Raw genomic sequence first — 25,163 nt, 5'->3', positions numbered from 1 at the left:
CCTGATGTTGTCCATCAGGCGGTTTTCACTTTATCTTCCAAATAATGAATCGCATCATCCATCGTGTCGACAGGGACGATTTTCATATCGGTTTTAATATCTTTTGCCGTTTTGACCGCTTCTTCGTAGTTAGATCCTTTTTTTCCGCCTTCGTTCGGAGCAAAAAAGATGTCGGCTCCCGCCTTATCTGCGGCAACGACTTTCTGGCTGATGCCGCCGATCGGACCGACTTTGCCTTCGTCATCGATCGTTCCGGTTCCCGCAATATGGTGTCCTTTCGTCTCGTCTTCTTTTGTCAGCTGATTATAGATCTCCATTGACATCATCAGCCCCGCCGAAGGACCGCCGATGTTTTCAATGTCCATATCGACCTCCGGCTTCACCTTGACATTGCGGTCTGTGATGAGGGATACGCCAAGCCCGGCTCTCTTCGGATCTTCTTTAAATGTTTTCAGCTTCATCTCATATGTTTTTTCTTCTTTATCCCGTTCAACTACGATTTTCACGGGGTCTCCGGCTTTTTTTGATTCGATGTAGCGGACGAAGCTCTCCGCTGAACGGAACGTTTTTCCGTCAGCTTTTTTAATTTTGTCTCCGACTTGTATTTTTCCTTCTGCAGGCATGCCGCTGACGACCGTCATGGCATATACGCCGTTAAACGTGTAGCTGACTTCTTTTCCGGCCCGCTTATAAGCGGCGATCATCGCATTTTCCTGGGAATCTCTCATCATTTGCAGCTGGCGCTTCATATATTCCTGATCAGATTCGCCTTCTTGTTTGAAATTTTCTTCCGGAAGAATTTCGTGGTAAGGGCGCACTTTTGCCCACATGTAAGTAAGCGGATTTGCAGGGCCGACTTTAACTGTCATTAAAGAAAAGCTCCCTTTTTCAGGATAGCCGTTATCAACTTTAATTAAAGGTTTCAGCTCAGTCGCTTCGCCGGGTTCTGTGATGTAATAAGGCAGCTTCACAAATGACAGCGCGGCCGTGATGATAACGATCAGTAATGCGATGCGTATAATTCTTTTTTTCAGCATGTATATGTAACCCTCCATCTTTATTTTCACCGGCTCACATCTTCGGTCCGGTTCCAAATTTTCAGCCTGCATGAATTCACAGATGTATGCCATACCTTCTATTGATGCTTATTAAGGAGAAGGGCTTCAGCAAGTCTCAAGCAGCTTCCGGTTCATTTGTATCGCCGATCTGCAATCTGGTGGTCTAAAATGAGGACCAGCCTTCGTATAATGATAAAGAAGTTTCACGGAGAAGGCTTCCGCACAAATCGGGCAAGCTTTTCGTTTATTTTATCATGATCCTGTTTCCAATGTGTATTCACAGCCGCAAAGGGGGTTAGAAATGGACATGTCAAAGGTAAAGACACTTATGATTGCCGTTTTGCTGCTTTCGTTTACAGCCGCCGTCATCACCCATCCGCAAGAATCATTTGACGCTTCTAAAAGTGGACTTGCCATGTGGTGGGAGGTCGTATTCCCTTCCCTTTTGCCTTTTTTTATTTTATCAGAGCTCTTGATCGGATTTGGTGTCGTCAGGTTTGTCGGGCTGCTGCTCGAGCCTTTCATGAGACCGGTGTTCCGCGTTCCCGGCGTCGGAGGGTTCGTGCTTGCGATGGGAATGGCATCAGGAAATCCGGCCGGTGCAAAACTGACTTCAAGGCTGAGACAAGAGCGGCAGATTTCACGGGTTGAAGCAGAGCGGCTCGCTTCGTTCACCAACTCATCTAACCCGCTGTTTATTTTCGGAGCCGTTGCGGTCGGCTTTTTCCATAATCCTTCTCTCGGCGTCGTGCTTGCGGCAGCCCATTATTTGGGCAATTTCGCAGTCGGGTTGACGATGCGTACTTACGGAAGAAAAGAAGAGAACCGCACCGCTGTGCGAAAGAAGCTTCCTTTGCCTTCTATTAAAGAAGCCTTAAAAGCGCTCCATCAGGCAAGACTTGAAGAAAAGCGGCCGCTCGGCAAACTTTTGAGCGATGCTGTCATCTCTTCTGTCCAAACGCTGTTAATGGTGGGCGGCTTCATCATTCTTTTTTCGGTTTTTAATAACATTCTTTCTGTGATGCACATCACCGACATTCTTTCGCACGCCACACGAATGATTTTGACTGCTCTTCAATTCCCCGGTGATTTTGATAAACCGTTATTATCGGGATTGTTTGAAATTACGCTCGGCAGCAAACTGGTCAGTTCCACGGATGCGGCGCTTCTCCAGCAAGCGGTGATTGTCAGCTTTATTTTGGGTTTCAGCGGCTTCTGCGTTCAGGCGCAGGTTGCAGGCATTCTTGCTGAAACCGATATTCGCTTTAAGCCGTTTTTTATCGCCCGCATCCTTCAGGGAATTTATGCAGCGATCTTTGTTCTTATTCTTTGGAAGCCTCTTTATACATCGTTCTATTCTCCGACGGAGCCGGCCTTCTCCTTTCTGACGGCCGGGAAAACGGAATCTTTCTTTCTGCAGATGTGGAACGCGTTGGCAGAGATTGGTCCGCTCCTTACGATCGGCACCCTTCTCATTTACAGCATTCTTTATGCCAAATCTTACGCCCCTGCTAAAAAATGAGCAGCCGGTTACGGCCGCTCATTTTTTGCAAACTTTTTTTCAAGTGCAGCCTCGACCGCTTCCGGCACGAGTTCTGCGACTGAACCTTTATATTTTGCCACTTCTTTGACAATGCTTGAACTAAGGAATGAGTATTGGTTATTCGTCATCATAAAAAACGTTTCAATATTTTCATCAAGCACTTTGTTCATCGAGGTTCCCTGCATCTCGTATTCAAAGTCAGATACCGCTCTAAGCCCTCGCAGGATGACGTTCGCCTGCTTGCTCTTTGCATAATCAATCAATAGCCCCTGGAAAGATTCCACTTGCACATTCGGGATATCCTTCGTCACTTCGCGAAGCAGCCCACAGCGTTCTTCCACCGTAAACAGCGGCTTTTTCGAAGAATTGTTCAAGACGCATACATACACTTTGTCAAACACTTTCGCCCCGCGCCTGATGATATCCAAATGTCCAAAAGTCACCGGATCAAAACTTCCGGGACAAACGGCAATGCTAGCCATCCCCATTCCCTCTCTTTCTGTATATGGTCACGCCTGTTAAGCCGTATATTTCCTGACGGGCAAGCTGAAGTCCGCCCGCCTCGGTCGGAAGGATAACTTCCTTCCCATGCTCAGCTACAATAAAACCTCTGTCAGTCAGCATATCCGCTTCATCAATCTTCGATAAAAGCGCTTCCAGCTTTTGTTCTCGATATGGCGGGTCCAAAAAGACGGCGTCAAAGCTTGCGCCCCTTTTCACCAGCGCATGGAGAGCCCGTTCAGCGTCATTCCTGTATACCTCGGCCCGTTTTTCCAAGCCCAGTGTTTTCAAATTGCCTTTTACGGTTTGAATCGCTTTAAAATCACGGTCGACAAAAATGAAGCGGTCAAACCCCCGCGACAGCGCTTCAATCCCCAATCCGCCGCTTCCCGCGTACAGATCAAGACCCGTGCCGCCTTCAAAATACGGGCCGATCATATTAAAGATGGATTCCTTTACTTTATCAGTCGTCGGCCTTGTCGACGTGCCGGGAACCGCTTTTAAGGCACGTCCCTTATACGTCCCAGAAATCACTCTCATACTTCCACCACTTTTTCTTAAAACTCGAAAAAAATCATTCCTATCTTATCATAAAGTGTTTTCTGGCACAAACACCCAAAGTACAAATTCATATGTATAGCAAAAAGGCTCAGTGGTGATAATAATAGCAACAGCATCGATTGATGTTGTTGCCAACCGCGGAGAAGACTTACGTTTCCCCATAAGTTCTTCCTCCGGTTTCTCCTCTCCCTTTGCCTTCTCCTTGATTTTTAAGGAATAGAAGGACCCCGCAGAGGTATTTCTGCGGGGATTTTTTTAAAATAAAGCAAGTTAGAGCCCGGCTTTATAGTCGTATTCTTTCGCTTTATCCTGCTTGGATTCAAACTCCATTTTCAAGAACGGTTTGTATGAAAGATCCACCTGTTTGACAAAAGAGTACGAACGTATTTTAGCGATGATTCTTTCGGCATCTTCCATATTGCAATAAACCACTACATATTTCAGCCGCTTTGAAACGTAATGAACATTTCCGAATTTCCTGAGCATTTTCGCCTGCTTCAAGGAGTGCAGCCAAACGATTAAGCCTTGACGCCTGATTTCCAAATTGTTCACCTGCCTGTCGCTCTGTGCATGAAGTTCTAAAAAAAACGAGACTCGGGGCGACCGAGCCTCATCAGGAAACTTTACAGCCGCAGCTTCCGCCTGACCCGCAGCCGCCGCCGCAAGATGAAAGATTATCAAAATAAGGGTTTCCAGTCGGTACTTTGATATGTTTTGATACAGCCTGACCGATTTCCACGCTGACTTCATCTAGGATAGATTGCAGCTCGGTTTCCGCCTTTTTAAATTCGGCTACTGTATCGTGAAGGTCAAGCTCCCGTTTGATTTCCCTCATTTTCTTGGATATCTCTTTATAATCAGGATGATACTTGCCAAAGCGCTGCACATCCTCATACTGTTCTTTTATTTTCGTAAACGAAGCGATAATACGTCCGGCCTCTTCATCTTCGCGGAGACGCTTGTAGCATTTTCTGTAATGTTCAGCCGCCTCTGATTGAAGAATCATGTTGGCCAAATCATATGCTTCATTTTGTAGCCGCAACGATTCCATTGTGGCAAACATAGACATGCACCTCCAGCTATAGTGTATCACAAAACAGCCGTTTTCAAAAATGTCTGTGCCGCCTCCAAACTATTATTTTCCAAAAACTTCGCTTGCACAAGCTGCATCGCGCCATTCTGAAACGCCCTTGGGTTTTGGTTTATGGGTGGCGCAGCCGGCCAGCAAGAGGCACAACATGATTACAAGCCAGCACTTTTTCATCACAGATCAACTCCTTTACACCTAGCTTTGCCAGAATGACGCGATTTATCATCATAAAAAAAAGACTCAGGCTTTAAATTAATCCTGAGTGCGCATCGCATGAAACATTTGAAGCATCATCTGGGCCATCTGAATGCCGCCCGATAGCTGGTTGACCCTGTGAGGAATCGTTTTTTCATAAAAGTTCATCATATCGAGATGAAAGGCTGACAAGTCATTCGGATTCCGCGAAAGCTTGCGGTACCAGACCGGCTGCTCACGGATGAACCGGCGGCGCTCTTCATCAGCGAACACATACTCTTGCACTTCTTTACGCATGTCTGACTCCTTCCCTAATCTTTTCGGAAAGAAAACGGATGCTCGCCGCCGCTTTGATTCTGCTGTTTTTGGCTTCCGCCCGAAAACTGGCTGAGCAAGCTTTGCAGCGAAGAAATAGACTGGCTCATTTTATTGATCTGCTCATTCATTTGATTGGCATCCATCTTTCGGACGGCCGTCACCATTTTTGAAATGAAATCGTTTTTGCCGCCAGCAGAAGGCTCCTTTTCTGCCGAAGCTTCTTTTTCCCTGTACGGATCCCAAATCGAATCGTCTTCCCCGAGCAAAACCCAGTTTTCATATACTTCCTGCCAGCTTTTTTCTTGTTTCCGGACTTCGGAAATCAACTTAGGATGCCGTTTAATAAATTGCTTAAATTCATCAATGGATGATTGCGCGTTTTGATTTGCCAACGTCTACACCCCCTCCGAAAACATATGCCTGCTATAGTGTAATCCGCCCCGGCAAAATGTGTTCGCCTAAAAATTCCTCTTTTTATAGGAGTCCGTGCGGAAGAGTGAGCAGCAGACCAAACATTAAAAGTTTCATGGTTTTCTCTAAAAACTAAAAACCCGGGTATGATCCCGGGCTCTAGTGCCATTCTTTAATAAAGTTCTGCGTATAATATTTCTCGTCCACCCCGACTCCGAGATGAGTATAGTCGGCATTTAACAGCGCTTTTCTGTGTCCTTCGCTGTTTAACCAGCCTTCAACCGCCGCAGGCCCGTCGACATAGTTGAGCGCGATATTTTCCCCCGCCTGCTCAAAGTTCACTTTCCCTTTTTCCAGCCTGTCTTTGAGCGTGCCTTCTGTTTCTGACACATGGGAGAAATAATGGTGCTCTTTCATGTCGCTGCTGTGGCCGTATGCCACTTTTGATACGCCTTCATCCCAAGAGAGCTGGGAAAGACCGTGTCTTGCGCGGATGACATTCGTCAAATCAAAGATCTGCTTCTCATTTGCTTTCTCGATTTTTTTCCAATCCGATTCTGTCAATGCTTGAGGTTCAATCAGGGTGCCTCTGTAGACAACTTCATACGGCCTTTGCTTGATGAAAGTCGGCGCATCAAATGCCCTGATGCTTGACAGCGTCCCCTCGAATTTATCCATATACAGCTGAACATAAATGTCTCCGACTTTCACCGTCGGCCTTGTATTCATGTCTTCCTCAGAAAATTCGAAACGGTATGAACTGCCTTTATATTGAACATTGACATACGGGGCGATCTGGGCGGTTTTGAAAACTTCCCTTGACGGCCGTCCAATTTTAAACGGAGCGGTGTTCAACCCGTCGCCTGTCGCAAACAATGTCACGGCCTTGCCGCCAAGCAAGCCGATTTGAACGTACTGTTTTGCCCCTTGGCTATAGACCCACCATTCATAATCATATGCTGAAGGATCGACCCTGTCCGGTTTACCCAGTTTCTTTTCGATCGTCTCAGCCGACTCTCCGATAAAAGAAAGCAAGCCGGAATCGGGAATGTTCAAGGATTTCTCTTTTTTCGCATCCTCGTTTGAGACTTGCGGCTTGTCTTCCTTCACAATTTTCTCAGGTGTTGAACCGTATTGAATAAACAGGGTGTATGAAGCCGCAACGATGAGAAGGATCACAATCGCTCTTAATATATTTTTCAAACTTTCACCTCCGACTGACGGATCAATCTATCCATAAAACGGCGCACCGCATCAAAAACTTGCCTTTAGTGTCATTTAAACAGAACTGACATGAATTTTCAATGATAATACAGCCTATTAAGATGTGCGACAAAATATGTTTTAATGAAGAAAATCTCCAGGCCTCTCTTCGTTTTCCGATATAAATGTCAGCGCGTCGCCAGCCTGCCGGTTTGATTTTTTGTGGGTTGAAACATCGCCTAGCGTAATGATGCCCGCAAGCGTCTTTCCCCGTGTAACCGGGACCCTCCTGATCTGATAATCTCCCATGAGATCAACCGCTTTTTCAATTGAATCGTCTTCACTTACCGTAATGAGATCCGTCGTCATGACATTTGTAATTTTTTGCGAATTTGGTTTTTTAACGGCGATCCCCCGCAGCACCAAATCCCGGTCAGTAACGATCCCAACCAGTTCCAAACCGTCATCAAGCACAACCGGAATCGCTCCGACATTTCCGTCTTTCATTTTCACGGCAGCCTCGTACACATTATCAAGAACTGTACAATATAATATTTCCTTTGTCATAATATCTTTCACACGTGTCAATCAGAAGACCTCCTCTTGTCTTTCGTTTGTTCATATTGTCGTCAAGCCGCCCGCGATTCATACTGTTCATAAAAATATTTATATATCGGCTAAAGCCAGGATTGAAAGTTTAACGCTTTCATACTATGATTGTCAGTAAAGGTAATTTTTTAAAGGGGGTTTTACGGGATGAAATTTGAAGAATCCGGTATCGAAGGCTTGACTGCTGACCTTAACCGGTTAGACGACATCATGGAAAACGAAGGGTTCGTAAGAGCTGGCCAATGGGATTATGAACGCGTCACATATGACCGCAAATTCGATATGGTGGAAGGCAGGTACTACCTCCGCGTGTTCGGATATGCCGTCGAAGGCGATGTGGGCGCCCGGCGCGCGGTCATCAAACTGATGACACCGCTTCTGGGCAAATATTATTATCCGCATGGAGTGGAATACGGTGAAAACGAACATTTCCCGCCGCAGCTCCTCAAAACAAGCAAGACGGTGCTGAATTCAATCAAAGAAAAAGTTTCAGCGCTTGAAGTGTAGCAGACGTACATAAAAAGGGTACAGCCCCTCTGATGAGGCTGTACCCTTTTTTCATCTTAATGAACCGTAGACGGCGAGTATCGTTCTTCTTCCAGTTCCTTTTCGTCTTTGGCTCTTTCCTTCCTCGCCCATCCGAAAAAGATAATCGCCAAAAATGTCCCGTACACGATTTCCTGTAAGATTTTCATGACGATCGCGCCAAGCTGCTGATCTTCCAGAACAGGCATGCTGCTGAACATTTCCGGACCTGTAAGCGTCATTCCGCTCAGCGTATCGAGAGGAACGCACAGTTTCATTGCCTCCGCCCATGCGGAAGGATCTGAATATGTCGAATACAGGGTCGTATCGCTGAACATGATCAGCGCGCACGCCGGTGTCAGCAAAATGCCGTCAGCCATAATGTAGCCGAGTTTCAAAAGTCCGTTCATTTGCGGAAGCTCCTCGACCTTGTGAACGAGCGGCCACCACATGAAAAACGCCGCAATGAAGATCAGCACCGTAATGACGGCATGATAAACGGCATCTGTCTTAATAAAATCAAACACCAAAGGAATGTGATACATCGAAAATAAACCGTTAAACACGATAATCGCGATCAATGGTTTTGAAAAAAACCGGAACAGCGGCTTGACGACCGGCAGAAAAATGACCTTTTTCCAAAACCAAGGCGGTATGCCAAGGATGATCAAAGGCGGTACGATCAAATACAAAACCGCCATTTGCGCCATATGCGCGCTGAACATAATATGTCCCAGCAAATCAATCGGACTGCCTTTAGACGCGTATAAAAGAAACATCGCTGTCACGAATAAACCGATTTCTTTCCTGGATGCCCGCTCTTCTTCTGATCCAAATCGTTTCATCAGAAAAAAGTAAAGGACGGTTATGAAAACGACAGCCCCTAGGAAATAGGGGCTCCACAGGGCGCGAAAACCGAATATTTCAAGGCTGCCCAACATGAGGCATCCTCCTTTCTGTATGTCGGTTCGATTACCACCAGATAAGCGTCACAAAAGCCAAAACGGTAACAAAAGCGACCAAAACGCCCGAATAAAGGAACAAAGTCGGCGCTTCATGCCCCCGCTGACTCATATGCATGAAGTAGTACAGCTGAAATGCAACCTGAATGACGGCCAGCAGCAGAATGAACGGCACCGTAAACCATACGCCTGCATCTGAGGCGACCGTTAAAAAAGCGACAAGGGTCAAGCCGATCATCAAACCGAATGAAATAACCTGATATCTCATGTCCTCCGCGTTTTTCTTTTTGCGGTAGGCAAGATCTGTTTTGGGATTCCCTCTGTTTTCGTTATTCACCATTTTTATCCCACCATCCCCATCAAGTATACAACGGTAAAGATAAACACCCAGACAACGTCGATAAAATGCCAATAGAGGCTTGCGACAAAAAACTTCGGCGCGTTGTAAAGGCTTAATCCGCGGCGCGCATTTCTGATCATCAAAGAAAGAATCCAGAGCAGCCCGAACGTAACGTGCGCACCGTGCGTGCCGACTAGCGTATAAAAAGCGGAGCCGAGAGCCGAGCTTTGAATGGTGAACCCATATTCGTGAATATAATGGGTGAATTCATATATTTCAAGCGCCAGGAAGCCTGCACCGAGCAGAACAGTGATTCCGAGCCAAACCTGCATCTTTTTAAAAGCAAAGTTCTTCATATGATACATGGCATATACGCTCGTTAAACTGCTCGTTAAAAGGAGCATTGTCGCCAGAAAGACCAGCCCCATGTCAAACATCTCAGTCGTTTTCGGCCCTCCTGCATTCGAATTCTTCAGCGCAAGGTATGTTGCGAAGAGAGACGCGAAAAGAACCGTCTCTCCTCCGAGAAATAGCCAAAAGCCGATAAACTTATTTTTTCCTTCTAATGTAGCTTTTTCAGGAGAAGCCGGGAAGGTTTCAGCCGTTAATTTCTCTTCTGTATGCATTATGCCTTCACCCCTTTGTCGTCATCATCCATCAGATCTTCTTTATGAATATGATACCCGTGGTCATCAATTACAGACCGGAGAAGCATCATAAATAATGTGATTCCTAATCCAATCAGAATGACAGGCAGCCCCCAGGCAAATTCCGTCCGGTACATGAAGCCGAAAGCCGATATAAACAGCCCGAGTGACATGATGAACGGGAGAATCGATCCGTTTGGCATATGGACGTCCTGAAGCGGCTCCGCGGCGGTCATTGACTGCTTGCCGGCTCTTTTTTCGATCCATAAAGCATCAAGGCCTCTAACCAGAGGCAGCTGTTTAAAGTTGTATTCAGGAGGCGGTGAAGAAACGGCCCACTCAAGCGTTCTTCCGTCATGCCAAGGATCGCTGCCGACTTTTTCCCCTTTGGCAGTCGTCACGATAATATTGATCACGAGTATGATGACCGCAGCCGCCATAAACACAGCTCCGATTGAACTGATTAAGTTCGCCATGTCAAATCCCTGATTCGGCAAGTATGTGAACACGCGTCTCGGCATTCCCCACAACCCGAGCCAATGCTGGATGAAGAAAGTCAGATGGAACCCGATGAAAAAGAGCACAAATGTTATTTTGCCCAACGCTTCGCTCAGCATTTTCCCGAACATTTTCGGCCACCAGTAATGAGCGCCGGCGAGGATGGCAAACACCACTCCACCGATGATGACGTAATGGAAGTGAGCCACGACAAAGTACGTGTCGTGGAACTGATAGTCAGCCGGTGCAGCAGCAAGCATGACACCTGTCACCCCGCCCATGACAAACGACGGGATAAAAGAAATCGCATAAAGCATCGGCGTTGTAAACTTAATGCTCCCGCCCCAAGCCGTGAGCAGCCAGTTGAAGATTTTAATTCCGGTCGGGACGGCAATGGCCATCGTCGCCACCGCAAAAATGGCGTTCGCCACAGGCCCGAGTCCCGTTGTAAACATATGGTGGGCCCAAACCATGAAGCCTAAAAAGCCGATCAATACGGTCGCAAATACCATTGAAGAATAACCGAACAGCCTTTTTCTCGCAAAAACCGGAATGATTTCCGAAAAGATTCCGAACGCCGGGAGTACGAGAATATAAACTTCAGGGTGTCCGAAGATCCAGAACAGATGCTCCCAAATGATCGTATTACCGCCTAATTCCGGATTGAAAAAGCTCGTTCCGAACAACCGGTCCAGCATCAAGAGCGCGATGCCTACGGTCAGCGGCGGGAACGCGAATAAAATCAAAGCCGAAGCGACGAATGTCGTCCATGTGAAAAGCGGCAGCCTCATGTATGTCATGCCCGGCGCCCTCATATTGATAATCGTCGCGAGAAAGTTAATTCCAGCAATCAGCGTACCGATCCCGGCAATTTGCAGACCGAGAACATAGAAATCGATCCCGTGCCCTTCGGAATGAAGGGAAAGCGACGCGTAAGACGTCCAGCCGGCATCGGGTGCCCCTCCCAAAAACCAGCTTAAATTCAGAAAGATGCCGCCGAAAAGGAACAGCCAGAAGCCGAGCGAGTTCAAAAATGGAAACGCAACATCCCTCGCGCCTATCTGCAGCGGAACGACGGCGTTCATCAGTGCGAACAAAAGCGGCATCGCTGCCAGGAAAATCATCGTTGTACCGTGCATCGTCATGATCTCATTGTAGACTCCGCCGCTCATGATGTCATTGTTCGGTATCATCAGCTGAACCCTGATCAGCATCGCTTCGATTCCGCCGAGCACAAAGAAGAACCCGCCGCCCAGCAAATAAAGGATGGCAATCTTTTTATGATCGACAGTCGTTAAATAGTCCCATAATACAGCCCCAAAACCTTGCTTTTTCTTAAGCGTACTCACAATGTAACCTCCCTCATTCTCCCTTTGAAGCGTTAGTCTTCCGTTTTTAACCCCTTTAAATATTCAGTCAGTGCATCAAGTTCCTTGTCGCTCAAATCAGGGTATGTGCCGGTCATTTTGTTGCCCGGTTTTATGCTTTCAGGATCCTTGAGCCACGCTCTCAAGTTTTCATCGCTGAATTCCTTCACACCGGCGATCGTCGACCGGTCTCCAAAAGTCGCGAGGTTCGGAGCCGTTCTGGCCGCTTCCGCCCTTTGATCTTTTGAATCGGTCGCATGACAGCTCAGGCAGTTTTTCTCTTTGAACACTTTTTCTCCTTCAACAGCGAGATCGGTTTTCGCCCCCACTTTATAGTTTTCCATATCGCTCATCCATTCCTTGAACTCATCCTTCGAAACCGCTTTAACTTTAAAGTCCATTAAAGCATGGGAAGGTCCGCAGAGCTCGGCGCATTTCCCGTAGAAATAGTCTCCGGCTTTTTCAGCGCGTTTTGAATCGAACGTTAAGAAGAATTTGTTTTCATTGTCTGTGTTCGTATCAATCTTACCCCCGACTGAAGGAACCCAGAATGAATGTTTGACATCGGAAGCTTTCAGCTTAAAGTAAACGCGTTCATCGGTCGGCACGACCAGCTCCTGGCTCGTCACCACGCCGTAGTCAGGATATTCGAATTCCCACCAGTAAAGGTTCGCCCGGACATTGACGACCAGCGCCTTCTCCGGATCCCTGTTTTTCTTATCCATCGGTTTTGTATCAGCAAGATCAAAGGTCTGTGCGACAACAGGAACAACCAGGATAAGAAGGAGAAGAATTGGAATAACAGTCCATAAAATTTCTAAATTGCGGTTTCCTTCAACCTGTTTCGGGATGTGGTCATCACCGAGCTTAGATCTTCTGTACCTGACGATGACAAATACGAAAATGAAACTTACCACCACTACAACAACAACCATGATCAGCGTGCTGAGAATCATTAGGAAATACTGCTGATCAGCCACCTCGCCCGCCGGCTGCAGCGTTGATATGAACGGTTCTCCGCACCCTGCTAAAACGAGCGCCAAAATAGTGAACAGCGACATCAGACGCCATTTCTTTAACATTTCTTCCCAACCCCTTTTCAATCAATCCTTTTGAAACTTTCACTGTTCAAACGTTTATAGGACACCTATTCATTCATCTGACTCCCCACTTAAATTAAAGCACTTACATTTCCTCATTTCTTAAATAATGAGGTTTTTTACTCAAAATACCATCTATGTATGAACGTAAAGCCGCCTTGTTAAACATAATCGAAAAAAATCGATAAGGCGGCTTTTACATGATTGTTGTCTGTTTGAAGTGTTAAGTGACAGCCTTCAATGTGATGAATTATAGAGTTCTATCCAATTTTAAAAAGTGTGAATACGACCATGGCAACGAAGAATATGGTCAAGTAATTTAATGAATATACAAACATGAGCGTTGCCCACTTCATGATATTTTTGCTTCTGTAACCGACCAGACCGCAAACGAGCCAGCCGATATTGAGTACCGTTCCCAAAATGACGATCGGCAGTCCGAGTCCGCCCAGGAAAAACGGCAGCGGCATTAAGCAGGCAATCCAAATGATGATTTGCCTTTTCGTCACTTCAAAACCGTGTACAACAGGCAGCATCGGTATATTTGCAGCTCTGTATTCCTCCGTTTTCTTAATCGCAAGCGCCAGAAAGTGGGGAATCTGCCAAATAAACATGATTAAAAACAGCACCCATGCCTCAACTCCGATGGAGCCTTGGACAGCGGTCCATCCGATCAAAGGAGGAACAGCCCCTGACACACTTCCGATAATCGTATTAACGGTATAGCGGCGCTTTGACCACATCGTGTATAGAAACACGTACGTAAAGACGCCGACAAAGCCTACTGCGGCAGTTGTCAGATTGGTCATCAGCAGCATGATAAAACCGAGCGCAGTCAGCAGAATGCCGAACCACAATGCCTGTGAAGGCTGGATTTTACCAGTCACCGTCGGCCTTGTTCTCGTCCGCTGCATGAGCTGGTCAATATCACGGTCATAATAGTTGTTGATGACGCATGATCCTGCGATAATAAGCGAGGATCCCGCTAAAGTGAACAGCACGATATCAAGGTTTCCTAGAAAGCTCAGATTTGAAAAGTAAAAAGCGAGCCACAAGCCCGTAAAAGTTGTTATCAGGTTCGAGTAAACAATCCCGACTTTGATAAGGGCGAGGAAATCTTTCCATGCTGTCGTCTCTTCTATTTGTCCATTCATTGCTGTATCAGCTGTAATTCTTGTTTCAGCCATAATACTAACCCCCCTTACTCAAACCTTCATCACGTCAAGAGAAGCGGTATATTCATAAAAAACCTACAACTCTATCATACAAGATTACCGGTTGGAAAAAAACAGCCTATTAAATATTAATCGACAAACCGGTTTATATTTGTGAACTTTTTATGACTTTCTTTACAGATGAAGGAAAAGTTGTGAACAAGAGCGGAAAACCACTGTCATTCTAATATAGTTCTATCAAACGAAGCCACAATTATCAAGTCTTCAAAACCAATAAAAATGTGAACGCCTTCTATTGCATTTTTGTGAACAATAATCATTATGAATTGCAGCAGAACATCAATTCGCTTACACTTGAAGGTGGTAAATATCTTTTTATTAGTCAGTTTGCATTAAAAAAGGAGAATTGAATTTATGAATAAAGCATTAAAAGGCTTGGGAATTATCACAACTATCGCCATGCTTTTCGTGCTGATCGGCGGCGCCCTCGTCACAAAGACGGGTTCGGGAATGGGCTGCGGCAGATCTTGGCCGCTTTGCAACGGAAGCATATTCCCGGCTCTAACCCTTGAATCGATTATCGAATGGAGCCACAGGTTTGTCAGCGGCACATCCGGCGTCCTTGTGCTGGCTCTCGCCATTTGGACATGGAAAAAAATCGGCCATATCAGGGAAACGAAATTTCTCGCGGTGATGTCGGTCGTCTTCCTCATTCTTCAGGCGCTCCTGGGCGCTGCGGCGGTCGTCTTCGGGTCTTCGGCCCTGATCATGGCTTTGCACTTCGGAATCTCGCTTATTTCCTTTGCATCTGTTCTGCTGTTGACGCTCCTCGTGTTTGAAGCTGACAGCAAGCAGAAAGCCGAATCGTTTTATATAGGAAAAACCATGCAGTTTCATATGATAGGAATCATTATATACACATATGTCGTCGTTTATACAGGCGCATATGTCCGGCATACGAAGTCAAGCCTTGCGTGCCTTGACTTTCCGATGTGCAGCACACAAAACGGCTGGCTCCCAGGGAAGTTTCACGAATGGGTGCAGATGGGACACAGGGCTGCGGCGCTTCTTCTGTTCGCTTGGATCATTGCGGCAGCGATACATGCGGCCAAACAGTATAAAAATCAAAAACGCATTTATTGGGGCTGGATGATTTCCCTGATCCTGATTATCCTTCAGGCTGCCTCAGGAATTGCGGTTGTCTACAGCAGGCTGGATTTGGGATTTGCACTCGCCCACGCTTTCTTCATTTCCTGCCTGTTCGGAATCCTTTGCTACTTCCTGCTGCTTGTTGCGCGCTATCGCAGACAGGCGCAAAAATAACAATAAACGGTTGATCCCCCGCCTGTTGCGGGGGATTTTTTCATAAAAAAAGGCCGCCGACAAAAGTCAGCGGCCGCGTTTTTATTTTTTAAGCTCAATGAGGAGGTCGCCGGTTTGAATGGCTTCTCCGTTTGTCACGTGAATGTTTTCAACAGTTCCTGAAAACGGAGCCTGGACGGTCGTTTCCATTTTCATCGCTTCATTGATCATTAAATGATCGCCCTTCTTCACTTGGTCCCCTTTGCTTACAAGAAGCTTAATCACCGTTCCCGGCATGGACGCCGCGATGTGATTCGGGTTTGAACGGTCGGCTTTCACCTTTTGATGAACGGACGATTTAATGCTTTCGTCTTTAATGACCACTTCGCGAGGCTGGCCGTTCAGTTCAAAGTAGACGACTCTCGTTGCATCAGGACGCGGTTCGCCGATAGAGACAAGTTTGACGATCAGCGTTTTCCCTCTTTCGATCTCGACTTCGATTTCTTCGCCGAGCGTCATGCCGTAGAAGAAGGTCGGTGTATCAAGCACTGAGATGTCCCCGTACAGTTCCGCTGTCTTAACATACTCGGTAAACACTTTCGGATAAAGCGCATATGCAACAGCATCCTGATCGGAAAGCTCCAGATCATGCGTTTCCTTAAACTCCGCTTTTATATCGTCAAACGAAACGGGTTCGAGAAGTTCTCCAGGGCGCACTGTAATCGGCTCCTGCCCTTTCAAAATCAGCTTTTGCAATTTCTCAGGGAATCCGCCGTGAGGCTGGCCGATATACCCTTTAAAAAGCTCGACTACTGAGTCAGGAAAATCGAGTGATTCTCCTCTTTCGTAAATATCATCTTCCGTCAGGTTATTTTGCACCATGTAAAGCGCCATATCCCCGACGACTTTAGATGACGGCGTAACCTTTACGATGTCCCCGAACAGGTGGTTGACCCGGCTGTACATTTCTTTCACTTCATTCCAGCGGTCACCGAGGCCGACTCCCTTAGCCTGCTGCTGAAGGTTGCTGTATTGGCCGCCAGGCATTTCATGCTTGTAAATTTCGGTATGAGGCGCGTTCATGCCGCTCTCAAACTCGCTGTAGTATTTTCTGACAGACTCCCAATATTGAGACAGCGACTCTACCGCATCGACATTCAGCTGCGGACGGCGTTTATCGCCTTCAAGCGCATGATAAAGCGAGCTTGCGCTTGGCTGTGATGTCAGGCCCGCCATAGAGCTGACCGCTACGTCGACGATGTCGACGCCTGCTTCTATCGCCTTCGCGTACATAAAAATACCGTTGCCGCTCGTGTCGTGTGTATGCAAGTGGATCGGAATATCGATCGTCTCTTTCAAAGCTGACACCAGTTCGTATGCTGCTTGAGGTCTCAGCAGGCCGGCCATATCTTTAATGCCGAGAATATGCGCCCCCGCTGATTCAAGCTCTTTTGCCATTGACGTATAATATTCAAGGTTATATTTTGTTCTGTTCGGATCGAGAATGTCTCCGGTATAGCAGATCGCGGCTTCGGCAAGTTTGCCCGACTCGCGCACTGCATCAATGGCGAGCGTCATCCCTTTAACCCAGTTCAAGCTGTCAAAAATGCGGAATACATCGATTCCGGCCGCAGCGGATTCGCTGACAAACTTTTTAATCAGGTTGTCAGGGTAGTTTGTATACCCGACGGCATTCGAAGATCTCAACAGCATTTGAAACATCGTATTCGGAATTTCCTTCCGCAGCTTCTCAAGCCTTTTCCACGGGTCTTCTTTCAAGAAACGGTAAGCGACATCAAAAGTGGCGCCGCCCCACATTTCAAGGCTGAAAAGCTCAGGCCAGAGCGCAGCTGTCGGATTGGCGATTTTCTCCAAATCATGCGTTCTGAATCTTGTCGCAAGCAGTGACTGATGGGCATCGCGGAACGTCGTATCAGTGAGAAGCACTTCCTCTTGATCTTTCACCCATTTGACGAGCCCTTCAGCTCCGCGTTCATCAAGAATCTGTTTTGTTCCGCTCGCGATCGGCTGATCGACATCCGTTTTGACGATCTGGGGTTTGTCGAACTCCGGCTTCTTCTTTTTATCAATGCCCGGGAAGCCGTTGACCGTTACGTTCCCGATATACGTCAGCATTTTTGTTCCGCGGTCTCTCTGCTTAGGAAAGACAAAGAGTTCCGGCGTTGTATCAATAAAAGACGTGTCGTATTGCCCTGTGAGAAATTTTTCGTGTTTCGCCACGTTTTCAAGGAAAGGAATATTCGTTTTGATTCCCCTGATCCTGAATTCCTGTAGGTTGCGGACCATTTTGGCCGCCGCCTGTTCAAACGTCAGAGCCCAGGTTGAAAGCTTAACAAGCAGCGAGTCATAATAAGGCGTAATGACAGCGCCCTGAAAACTGTTTCCGGTATCAAGCCTCACCCCGAAACCGCCGCCTGAGCGATATGCCATGATTTTGCCTGTGTCAGGCATGAAATTGTTTGACGGGTCTTCAGTCGTAACCCTTGACTGGATCGCATATCCGTGCAGCGTGATGGCATCCTGGTTCGGAATGCTGATTTCGCTGCTGCCCAGACTGAGACCGGCAGCGATCAGGATTTGCGTCTGAACGATATCGACGCCCGTTACCATTTCCGTAATGGTATGCTCCACCTGAACACGCGGGTTCACTTCAATAAAGAAAAACTCATCGTTCGCAACTAAAAATTCGACTGTACCGGCATTGACATATTCAACATTCTTCGCAAGCTTAACGGCAGCATCGCAAATCTTTTCCCGGAGGGATTCAGAAAGCGAAACGCTCGGCGCCACTTCGATGACCTTTTGATGACGCCTTTGCACAGAGCAGTCGCGGTCGTAAAGGTGAACCACGTTCCCTTCTTTATCTCCGATGACTTGAACTTCAATGTGCTTCGGCTTTTCAATCAGCTTTTCGACATAAACTTCATCATTGCCAAAGGCCGCTTTCGCCTCTGATTTCGCCCTATTATAGGACTCCTCCAGCTCCGATTCGTCCCTGACGATCCGCATGCCGCGCCCGCCGCCGCCAAGCGACGCTTTAATGATAAACGGATATCCGAACTTTTCCGCAAATTGTTTCACTTCCGCTATATCCGCCACTGGTCCGTCGCTCCCCGGTATGACCGGAATTCCAGCTTTTTCAGCTTGTTCGCGGGCTTTTACTTTGTCTCCAAACATATCGAGGTGCTCGGAGGTCGGTCCGATAAAGATGATGCCTTCCTCTTCACACCGCTTAGCAAACTGAATGTTTTCCGACAGGAAGCCGTAGCCTGGATGGATGGCATCCACATGGTTGCGTTTTGCAATCTCGATGATGCCTTCAATATCAAGATAAGCGTCAATCGGCTTTTTCCCTTCGCCGACCAGGTATGCTTCATCGGCTTTGTATCTGTGGTAAGATCCGCTGTCTTCTTTAGAATAGATCGCTACCGTACGGATATTCAGTTCTGTGCAGGCCCGAAATACGCGGATAGCGATTTCCCCTCTGTTTGCAACAAGAACTTTTTGAATAGACTGTTGTGACATGTCGTTCCCCCTCATCCGCTGTTATAAGTATGTATCTATTCTAAATGAATCGGATGGTCATTGTACACGCTTAGTTTTTTAAAAATTTATACTTTTTTTATATTGATTTTCTTTCGTTTTTGTAGTATTGACAGGCTGTTTTCGTTTGAACCGATCAAAATATTCATTAAACATGCTGATGTTCACCAATATCCCCGCGCTTGCCATCAGCAGAATGAGCGATGACCCTCCGTAGCTGATAAACGGAAGCGTCACCCCTGTCAAAGGAATCAAGCCGGATATGCCGCCCAGGTTCACGAAAGACTGGATGGCGATCATGCTCGATATGCCGATCGCGAGCAGGCTTCCAAACGGATCATCGCATTTCCTCGCTATATAAAACCCTTTTAAAACGATGAAAGAAAGCAGCAGCACGACAAAAAGGACACCGAAAATACCGAGCTCCTCGGCGATGATCGCCATAATAAAATCGGTGTGCGTTTCAGGCAGATACCCATACTTCTGGACGCTCTCGCCGAGGCCCAGGCCGAACAGTCCCCCGGAACCGATCGCCAAGTAGGAGTTGACGACTTGAAAGCCCGAATCTCCCGCATCTTTAAACGGGTTTTGATAGCTTTCAAACCGCTTCATCCGTCCTTCTGTTAAAATGCTGTCCCAGTTGAAATAAATGAGCGGGCTGACGAGCACAAGGACAATCCCGGCCAAAAGCACGAGCTTTAACAGCGTTTTGCCGCTGAATCCCGAGCACAAAATGATGCACAATGCGATTAAAGCGATGATAAAGGCCGTTCCCACATCCGGCTGAGCAGCGACCAAGGCGCAAATGAAGAGCGTGATGATCGCAGGAGGGGCGATTCCGGCTCCCAAGTTGTCAATATAGCTTTGCTTTTTGGCGTAGACGGAAGAAAGATACAAGATGACGGTCAGCTTGACAAACTCCCCCGGCTGGATGCCGTAATTCGAAACCCTGAACCAGCTTTGGGCATTCCCGGCCACATGTCCGACAACAAACAGCCCGAACAAAGCGACGACGGAAATGAGCAGCAAAAACTTTTGGAATTTTTGATTGGCAAAAGCCTTATACGGAAAAAGCGCCGCGCATAAAAATATGACGGTTCCGAGCGCCAAAAACATCAGCTGCCTGTCAAAAAAGTAGCTGCTGTTTTGTCCGTACCTTGTCACGGCCGTGATCATGCTTGAACTGTACACCATGACGAGCCCGAACCCGCACAGCAGGAATACAGCGAAGATTAATGAATAATCATAGGATTTGAGCATTCTTTTTATCATATTATCCTCTTCCTTACTTGCCTTCAAAATGTGTTTGTGGTAGTTCCTTCGTTATTTTACTACACTTTCTTAAAAAGCACGAAAGATACCCTTTTCATAAGACTTCGAATCTCCTCAGAAAGAAAAGTCCGTCTGTTCCAAGACTGCCATTCTATTTTTTTATCGGCAAATCATGCGTCTTCGTTTATTCGGCGTGAACAGCGGCCATTCCTTCATCAACTGGCGTTTTCTTTCTCATTCCATAATAAAAAAAGCCTGCCGGCAGTTTGTTTCTATCGAAACGTCGTCGACAAGCTGACTCAGACAGAAAGATTCTTCTGAGGTGTTCATTTATTTTTTTGTAAATGCATCATGTAATGCAGACAATTCACGCTCCAGCCTGTAAAGCAGTTCTTTCCCCTCTTCTTCATCCACTAATCCAAGGCGGACAGCAAAATCAATTTCTCTAGAGAGTCCGAACATTTGTGTATCTAAAACCTCTTCATAAAGAGGACATTGAGGCATCGTTAAGTTGTCCATTTGCACTTGAATCAGCTTTAAGATTTTATCAGCATCACGTTTTAACAGAGCAAGTGCTTTTTCACGATGGTCGACTACAATCTCAGACGCCAAAAGTATCCCTCCGTTCCCCAGGCGAGTACCTAATTCTTCTATTTATGATAAAGCCTCAGCCGAAAAAAAGCAAGCTATTTCTGTCCTTTCGCCGTATTTCAAAGACTCGCTTTTTAAGCTTCCGCTAACGTTTTAAAAAATGCTTAAGCTGTAATTCGCAGATAATAGCTCTAAAAGCCGGATTCCGGCAATGCTGTTTCCCTTTTCATCGAGCGAAGGCCCGAAGATGCCGATGCCGAAACGGTATGGGGATAGCCCCATGATGCCCCCTGAAACCCCGCTTTTGGCGGGAATTCCGATTTTGATTGCGAATTCGCCGCTGGCATTATACATTCCGCATGTCACCATAAATGTCTTGCAAATTCTCGCGATATCCTTCGGTATGATTTGTTCTCCCGTTTCGGGATGCTTGCCGTTCAAAGCAAAAACAGAGCCGATTTTTGCCAGGTCCAGGCTGTTCATTTCAATGGCGCACTGTTTTGTATAAACATCCATAACATCCTCAACCTCAGCCTGAAAAATGCCGTGCTCTTTCATGTAATAGCACATCGCCCTGTTGACCATCGAGGTTTCAAATTCAGATTCGGCGACCTTCCCGCAAACGGTAATGCTCCGGTTGTTTGCAAGTTTTTTAATAAAATCAAGCAGTCTCCCGATCTTATCAGCGTTCGTCTCTCCTTTAATCATGCTTGTGACCACCAATGCTCCTGCGTTTATCATCGGATTCAGCGGCTTCCCCGGGTTGACGGTTTCAAGCTTGATGATGGAGTTAAACGGATCGCCAGTCGGCTCTTGTCCTACGTAATGAAACACTTTTTCCGGTCCGTGATCGATCAGAACGAGGGCAAGCGACAATACTTTTGATATGCTTTGCAGAGTGAATGCTTTTTCCACATCCCCCGCTGATATACAAGTCCCGTCGGTAAAGTAGACCGCCGCCGATAAATCGTCCTCCGATAATTCGGCCAAAGCCGGTATGTAAGATGCAACCTTTCCTTTGTCCGTCACTTTTTTCGCTTCTGTGACAAAATATTCGAGCTCCTCATTATGCCGGCAATTCAAGTTTTTTCCCTCCATCCGAGCGTCATTGCTGTTATCTTTCCCGGAGAGGGCTTTTGTTATGAGAAGTGACAATTCGAAAGAAAGCGCTTATAATTTTTTGTGAGGGAGTGGTAGAGACATGAGCATTGTAACGATCACAGGAAATGTAAAGTATCCGATTACGCTCGATCCGAGCGTCTGGATTTTTGATGACCGAAAATTCGATCTCGAGCAGTTCTTTTCACATTTCGGAGAGGTACAGGATGAAGATGACGACCTTGTGATTGACCGGGAACGGCAAATCAGAGAAGGTGCTGTATCGCCGCCGACGCTGAAATCAGAGAAAAAGTATGAAAAGGAAAAATTGCTTGACGGCACTTTCGGAATCAAGCTTGAGCCTTTTTTGAAAAACGCGGAGGTGTCAGGCTCCGCCGTCAAATGCCTCTTCAAAACGGAAGGTGAAGACGTTTCCGTTCCAATTGAAGAAGCGGGCGGCATGATTCTCTGCTTCAGCAACAAAGGCAAGCCGCTTGGCGAAGACGGGCCTGTACACGTTTATTTTCCCGACGGTTCTAACAAGATGAATCCTGTGAAACGAGTAAAAGAAATTCACATTATTTAAAGCGGCAACACTGTAACGGGTGCGCCGGAGGCGGGGAAAAAACTCCGCCTCTTCTTTTCCCGGCCGGGTTTTCGGCTTTTGCAGACGACCCGGCCGGCGTGCCATGCAAGTTGAAACCCGGGTTAAAAGCCCGGTTTTTTTATTTACAGCAGGTCTGCTGCAAGCCTTGCAAGCCGGGAGCGCTCTCCTTTTAAAAGCTTCACGTTTCCGGAAATTTTTTGATCTTTAAAGCGCTCTACTACATAGGCCAGGCCGTTGTTCATCGCATCCAAATAAGGATGATCGATCTGTTCGGTATCTCCCATCAATACGATTTTGCTGCCTTCCCCGACGCGTGTCAGAAGCGTTTTGACTTCATGCTTGGTCAGATTTTGGGCCTCATCAATGATGATGAATTGGTCGGGAATGCTTCTGCCCCTTATATAAGTAAGGGCTTCGACTTGAATGGAGCCCATCCCCGCCAAAATATCATCAAGTTCCCCCGGTTTTTTTGCATTGAACAAGTATTCCAGGTTATCAAAAATAGGCTGGACCCACGGTCGAAGTTTTTCTTCTTTTTCACCCGGAAGATAGCCGAGATCTTTTCCGACAGGAACGATCGGCCTTGTGACAACAAGTTTTTTAAAATTCCCCAGATCCTCTGTCTGCAGCAATCCGGCTGCCAGCGCAAGCAGTGTTTTTCCTGTGCCGGCTTTTCCGATCAGGGTGACAAGCGGAATATCTTGTCTTAATAGAAGTTCCAACGCCATCGTCTGCTGTACGTTTCGGGAACGGATGCCCCAAACCTGCTCCTGGTCAAAAACAAGCTTTTTAACGGCTTTTCCGCTTTGATCTACGATTCCAACCGCAGAAGATGATCCGCCGAGCGCGTCCTTCATGACGACAAACTGGTTCGGACACAGCGGCTCCTCGCTGATTTCGTCAAGCTGCAAATAATGATGTTCAAAAAATGAATTCATCTGATCCGAGCGAATGTACACGTCCGTATAACCGCTGTATATATCATCATTGTCGACAACCCTGTCGTGCAAAAAATCCTCTGACATCAACCCGATGGCATCGGCTTTGACGCGGATCAGCATATCTTTGCTGACAAGAATAACCGGTCTGCCGCCTTCTTTCGTTTCTTCTTCAAGGCTGAGGTTTTTCGCTACGGCTAAAATCCGGTTGTCGCTAGTTTTTTCGATAAAGATTTCCTGAAGCTGCTGAAAAGAGCGATGGTTAAGCTCCATTCTCAAGCTTCCTCCGTTAGGGAGAGGAACATTTTCATACAGCTTTCCTTTTAAACGCAAATCATCTATCAATTTAGATACGCGCCTTGCATTCCTCCCAATTTCATCCATGTAACGTTTCTTTGAATCGACTTCCTCCAATACGACAGCCGGGATGACGACCTCGTTATCTTCAAAAGAAAAGATTGAATTCGGATCCTGCAATAACACATTCGTATCTAGCACATAAATTTTACTCAATCTTCCGCCTCCTGATCAGGATTTTTAGCCTTTTATTTTCATTTGGGTTAAAAGCTGATGGAGCGCCCGCTAAAATATATGTTTTTGTGAATAAAGATAGAAGGTTAATTCAACAATAAAAATTAATGAAAGCATTTTTAAGGAGGCAACCTCAAGTGCGAATCTTTTTTTTGATCCTAATTCAAACCGTTATGCTGCTTTCAGCCTGCGGCATTCAAAATAATGCCCGAAATGAAGCAAATGAGCTTCCCGGCAACAGACCGATTCATGTAAAAAACAGCGCCCAGGAGCCGGTGAACCGCGAAGACGGACAAGCCATCTCACGGCGCCTTGTAAAGATCACCGAAAGCGTTCCGGGTGTCAATGATGCGACCGCCGTCGTGCTAGGCAGGCTCTCCGTCGTCGGAATTGATGTGAAAGACAATTTGGAACGCAGCAAAGTCGAATCCATTAAGTATTCGGTCGCTGAAGCTCTGCAGAATGACCCTTATGGAGCAAACGCCGCCGTTGTCGCGGATCCCGACACTGTAAACCGCCTGCGGGCAATGGGCAGAGAAATTCAAGCGGGACGTCCTGTCAAAGGGATTCTCGATGAGCTGGCAGCCATTGTCGGGCGCGTCCTTCCTGAAGTGCCGAACGACGCAACAGACAACCAGCAAACAAATCCTACAAAATCCAACAACGACCAGCTGAATGAGAGAAACCAAAAACAACTCGAAAAGAAGCAGAATAATCAATCGAACAAACATATGAAAAATCGGCAGCAATAACTTTAAAAAAGCCTGTGCCACTGTTTTCTTGACGGTACAGGCTTTTTCCTTTTTTCTAATAGAGAAAATTTATTTGTCAGATCGATTAAGGTATAATGGATCGTAAGCGAGGTGAATCAAGTGAGGGTAAAGTGTTCATTGTGTGACAAAATCGAAAAAATCGATGACGACACACTCATTGCCAAACGTCTCCGAAACCGGCCGATACATACCTATATGTGCCATGAATGCAGCGAAAGAATTAAAATCAAAACCGAAAACCGGATGAAAACCGGCCGTTTTAAGTTATATCCGCACAGAAAAGATAAAGAGCAGATCAAGTCATAAAAGCATGGACAAGCTCCATGCTTTTTTTATCTCTTTTTGTTACATAAGTAACAAAATAACAGAATATAGTTGATAAAA

28 protein-coding genes are annotated in these 25,163 nt (G+C 46.5%); 6 read left to right on the top strand and 22 right to left on the bottom strand.

All coding sequences use genetic code 11. The features are described 5' to 3' along the window. Window positions 1-14 precede the first annotated feature (14 nt). The gene (locus tag KI350_RS04200) at window positions 15-1,037 is read right to left on the bottom strand and encodes a SepM family pheromone-processing serine protease (protein ID WP_020451287.1); all 1,023 of its coding nucleotides are present in this window, start codon (window positions 1,035-1,037) and stop codon (window positions 15-17) included. A 322-nt stretch (window positions 1,038-1,359) separates the two neighbouring features. Between KI350_RS04200 and ylbJ the strand changes: the two genes are divergently transcribed. After that, window positions 1,360-2,580 carry a sporulation integral membrane protein YlbJ gene (gene ylbJ, locus KI350_RS04195; protein ID WP_023857258.1) on the top strand — a complete coding sequence of 407 codons (1,221 nt, stop codon included), beginning with the start codon at window positions 1,360-1,362 and terminating at the stop codon, window positions 2,578-2,580. A gap of 8 nt (window positions 2,581-2,588) precedes the next feature. Here ylbJ and coaD read toward each other — a convergent pair whose 3' ends face one another. The 10 genes from coaD to KI350_RS04155 form a co-directional block, all read right to left on the bottom strand. Further along, complete coding sequence (gene coaD, locus KI350_RS04190; RefSeq protein ID WP_020451285.1) at window positions 2,589-3,083, bottom strand: pantetheine-phosphate adenylyltransferase; 495 nt, start codon at window positions 3,081-3,083, stop codon at window positions 2,589-2,591. Further along, the gene (rsmD, locus tag KI350_RS04185; RefSeq protein ID WP_020451284.1) at window positions 3,076-3,642 is read right to left on the bottom strand and encodes a 16S rRNA (guanine(966)-N(2))-methyltransferase RsmD; all 567 of its coding nucleotides are present in this window, start codon (window positions 3,640-3,642) and stop codon (window positions 3,076-3,078) included. The genes coaD and rsmD overlap by 8 nt, the downstream gene beginning before the upstream one ends. Before the next feature lie 48 nt (window positions 3,643-3,690). Then, window positions 3,691-3,825 carry a hypothetical protein gene (locus KI350_RS23190; RefSeq protein ID WP_256163752.1) on the bottom strand — a complete coding sequence of 45 codons (135 nt, stop codon included), beginning with the start codon at window positions 3,823-3,825 and terminating at the stop codon, window positions 3,691-3,693. Between the two features lie 108 nt (window positions 3,826-3,933). Next, window positions 3,934-4,206 (bottom strand): YlbG family protein, encoded by a 273-nt coding sequence (locus tag KI350_RS04180; RefSeq protein ID WP_009328559.1) that lies wholly within the window; start codon window positions 4,204-4,206, stop codon window positions 3,934-3,936. Between the two features lie 70 nt (window positions 4,207-4,276). Beyond that, entirely contained in the window at window positions 4,277-4,726 is a 450-nt protein-coding gene (gene ricF / locus KI350_RS04175) for a regulatory iron-sulfur-containing complex subunit RicF (RefSeq protein WP_020451283.1), read from the bottom strand. Between the two features lie 72 nt (window positions 4,727-4,798). Then, the gene (locus tag KI350_RS23185; RefSeq protein ID WP_256163750.1) at window positions 4,799-4,927 is read right to left on the bottom strand and encodes a hypothetical protein; all 129 of its coding nucleotides are present in this window, start codon (window positions 4,925-4,927) and stop codon (window positions 4,799-4,801) included. 78 nt (window positions 4,928-5,005) lie between these two features. Then, window positions 5,006-5,245 carry a YlbE-like family protein gene (locus KI350_RS04170; protein ID WP_020451282.1) on the bottom strand — a complete coding sequence of 80 codons (240 nt, stop codon included), beginning with the start codon at window positions 5,243-5,245 and terminating at the stop codon, window positions 5,006-5,008. Between the two features lie 14 nt (window positions 5,246-5,259). After that, the gene (gene ylbD / locus KI350_RS04165; protein WP_020451281.1) at window positions 5,260-5,658 is read right to left on the bottom strand and encodes a YlbD family protein; all 399 of its coding nucleotides are present in this window, start codon (window positions 5,656-5,658) and stop codon (window positions 5,260-5,262) included. A 178-nt stretch (window positions 5,659-5,836) separates the two neighbouring features. Further along, entirely contained in the window at window positions 5,837-6,880 is a 1,044-nt protein-coding gene (locus KI350_RS04160; RefSeq protein ID WP_020451280.1) for a CAP domain-containing protein, read from the bottom strand. A gap of 141 nt (window positions 6,881-7,021) precedes the next feature. Then, complete coding sequence (locus tag KI350_RS04155; RefSeq protein ID WP_023857262.1) at window positions 7,022-7,468, bottom strand: CBS domain-containing protein; 447 nt, start codon at window positions 7,466-7,468, stop codon at window positions 7,022-7,024. 168 nt (window positions 7,469-7,636) lie between these two features. Here KI350_RS04155 and KI350_RS04150 point away from each other — a divergent pair, with 168 nt between their 5' ends. Then, window positions 7,637-7,996 (top strand): YugN family protein, encoded by a 360-nt coding sequence (locus KI350_RS04150; RefSeq protein ID WP_020451278.1) that lies wholly within the window; start codon window positions 7,637-7,639, stop codon window positions 7,994-7,996. Between the two features lie 56 nt (window positions 7,997-8,052). Here the strand turns inward: KI350_RS04150 and ctaG are convergent, their stop codons facing one another. From ctaG to cyoE, 6 genes are all read right to left on the bottom strand, one after another. Then, a complete protein-coding gene (gene ctaG, locus KI350_RS04145; RefSeq protein ID WP_025811368.1) occupies window positions 8,053-8,952 on the bottom strand; it encodes a cytochrome c oxidase assembly factor CtaG in 900 nt (299 codons plus the stop codon). Between the two features lie 34 nt (window positions 8,953-8,986). Further along, window positions 8,987-9,316, bottom strand: coding sequence for a cytochrome c oxidase subunit IVB (gene ctaF, locus KI350_RS04140; RefSeq protein ID WP_020451276.1), 330 nt, complete (start codon window positions 9,314-9,316; stop codon window positions 8,987-8,989). Between the two features lie 2 nt (window positions 9,317-9,318). Next, window positions 9,319-9,942, bottom strand: a complete 624-nt coding sequence (gene ctaE / locus KI350_RS04135; protein ID WP_020451275.1) for a cytochrome c oxidase subunit III — start codon at window positions 9,940-9,942, stop codon at window positions 9,319-9,321. Further along, a complete protein-coding gene (gene ctaD, locus KI350_RS04130; RefSeq protein WP_023857264.1) occupies window positions 9,942-11,810 on the bottom strand; it encodes a cytochrome c oxidase subunit I in 1,869 nt (622 codons plus the stop codon). The genes ctaE and ctaD overlap by 1 nt, the downstream gene beginning before the upstream one ends. A gap of 32 nt (window positions 11,811-11,842) precedes the next feature. Beyond that, window positions 11,843-12,910 (bottom strand): cytochrome c oxidase subunit II, encoded by a 1,068-nt coding sequence (coxB, locus tag KI350_RS04125; RefSeq protein ID WP_065644062.1) that lies wholly within the window; start codon window positions 12,908-12,910, stop codon window positions 11,843-11,845. Window positions 12,911-13,188: 278 nt separating this feature from the next. Beyond that, entirely contained in the window at window positions 13,189-14,115 is a 927-nt protein-coding gene (cyoE, locus tag KI350_RS04120; RefSeq protein WP_020451272.1) for a heme o synthase, read from the bottom strand. Between the two features lie 402 nt (window positions 14,116-14,517). Between cyoE and KI350_RS04115 the strand changes: the two genes are divergently transcribed. After that, window positions 14,518-15,426: a COX15/CtaA family protein gene (locus tag KI350_RS04115; RefSeq protein ID WP_020451271.1), complete on the top strand. Its 909-nt coding sequence runs from the start codon at window positions 14,518-14,520 to the stop codon at window positions 15,424-15,426. An 81-nt stretch (window positions 15,427-15,507) separates the two neighbouring features. Here KI350_RS04115 and pyc read toward each other — a convergent pair whose 3' ends face one another. From pyc to glsA, 4 genes are all read right to left on the bottom strand, one after another. Next, a complete protein-coding gene (pyc, locus tag KI350_RS04110; RefSeq protein WP_212930441.1) occupies window positions 15,508-18,951 on the bottom strand; it encodes a pyruvate carboxylase in 3,444 nt (1,147 codons plus the stop codon). Window positions 18,952-19,029: 78 nt separating this feature from the next. After that, window positions 19,030-20,241, bottom strand: coding sequence for an FtsW/RodA/SpoVE family cell cycle protein (locus tag KI350_RS04105; RefSeq protein WP_003181467.1), 1,212 nt, complete (start codon window positions 20,239-20,241; stop codon window positions 19,030-19,032). Window positions 20,242-20,571: 330 nt separating this feature from the next. Then, window positions 20,572-20,853: an Fpa/YlaN family protein gene (locus KI350_RS04100; protein ID WP_003181465.1), complete on the bottom strand. Its 282-nt coding sequence runs from the start codon at window positions 20,851-20,853 to the stop codon at window positions 20,572-20,574. Window positions 20,854-20,985: 132 nt separating this feature from the next. Further along, window positions 20,986-21,915, bottom strand: a complete 930-nt coding sequence (gene glsA / locus KI350_RS04095) for a glutaminase A (RefSeq protein ID WP_003181464.1) — start codon at window positions 21,913-21,915, stop codon at window positions 20,986-20,988. Window positions 21,916-22,033: 118 nt separating this feature from the next. Between glsA and KI350_RS04090 the strand changes: the two genes are divergently transcribed. Then, window positions 22,034-22,516, top strand: coding sequence for a hypothetical protein (locus KI350_RS04090; RefSeq protein ID WP_003181462.1), 483 nt, complete (start codon window positions 22,034-22,036; stop codon window positions 22,514-22,516). Between the two features lie 143 nt (window positions 22,517-22,659). Here KI350_RS04090 and KI350_RS04085 read toward each other — a convergent pair whose 3' ends face one another. Continuing rightward, window positions 22,660-23,988 (bottom strand): PhoH family protein, encoded by a 1,329-nt coding sequence (locus KI350_RS04085; protein ID WP_212930440.1) that lies wholly within the window; start codon window positions 23,986-23,988, stop codon window positions 22,660-22,662. A 155-nt stretch (window positions 23,989-24,143) separates the two neighbouring features. Here KI350_RS04085 and KI350_RS04080 point away from each other — a divergent pair, with 155 nt between their 5' ends. Together KI350_RS04080 and KI350_RS04075 are read left to right on the top strand one after the other, a co-directional pair. Beyond that, complete coding sequence (locus KI350_RS04080) at window positions 24,144-24,758, top strand: YhcN/YlaJ family sporulation lipoprotein (protein ID WP_003181458.1); 615 nt, start codon at window positions 24,144-24,146, stop codon at window positions 24,756-24,758. A 120-nt stretch (window positions 24,759-24,878) separates the two neighbouring features. Then, window positions 24,879-25,085, top strand: coding sequence for a YlaI family protein (locus tag KI350_RS04075; RefSeq protein WP_003181456.1), 207 nt, complete (start codon window positions 24,879-24,881; stop codon window positions 25,083-25,085). The last annotated feature ends 78 nt before the right edge of the window (window positions 25,086-25,163 follow it).

The organism is Bacillus sp. J41TS8, assembly GCF_018333035.1.
Lineage (GTDB): Bacteria > Bacillota > Bacilli > Bacillales > Bacillaceae > Bacillus > Bacillus paralicheniformis.
Note: the sequence above shows the minus strand (reverse complement) of the source record. Positions and strands in the feature narration are given on the sequence as shown.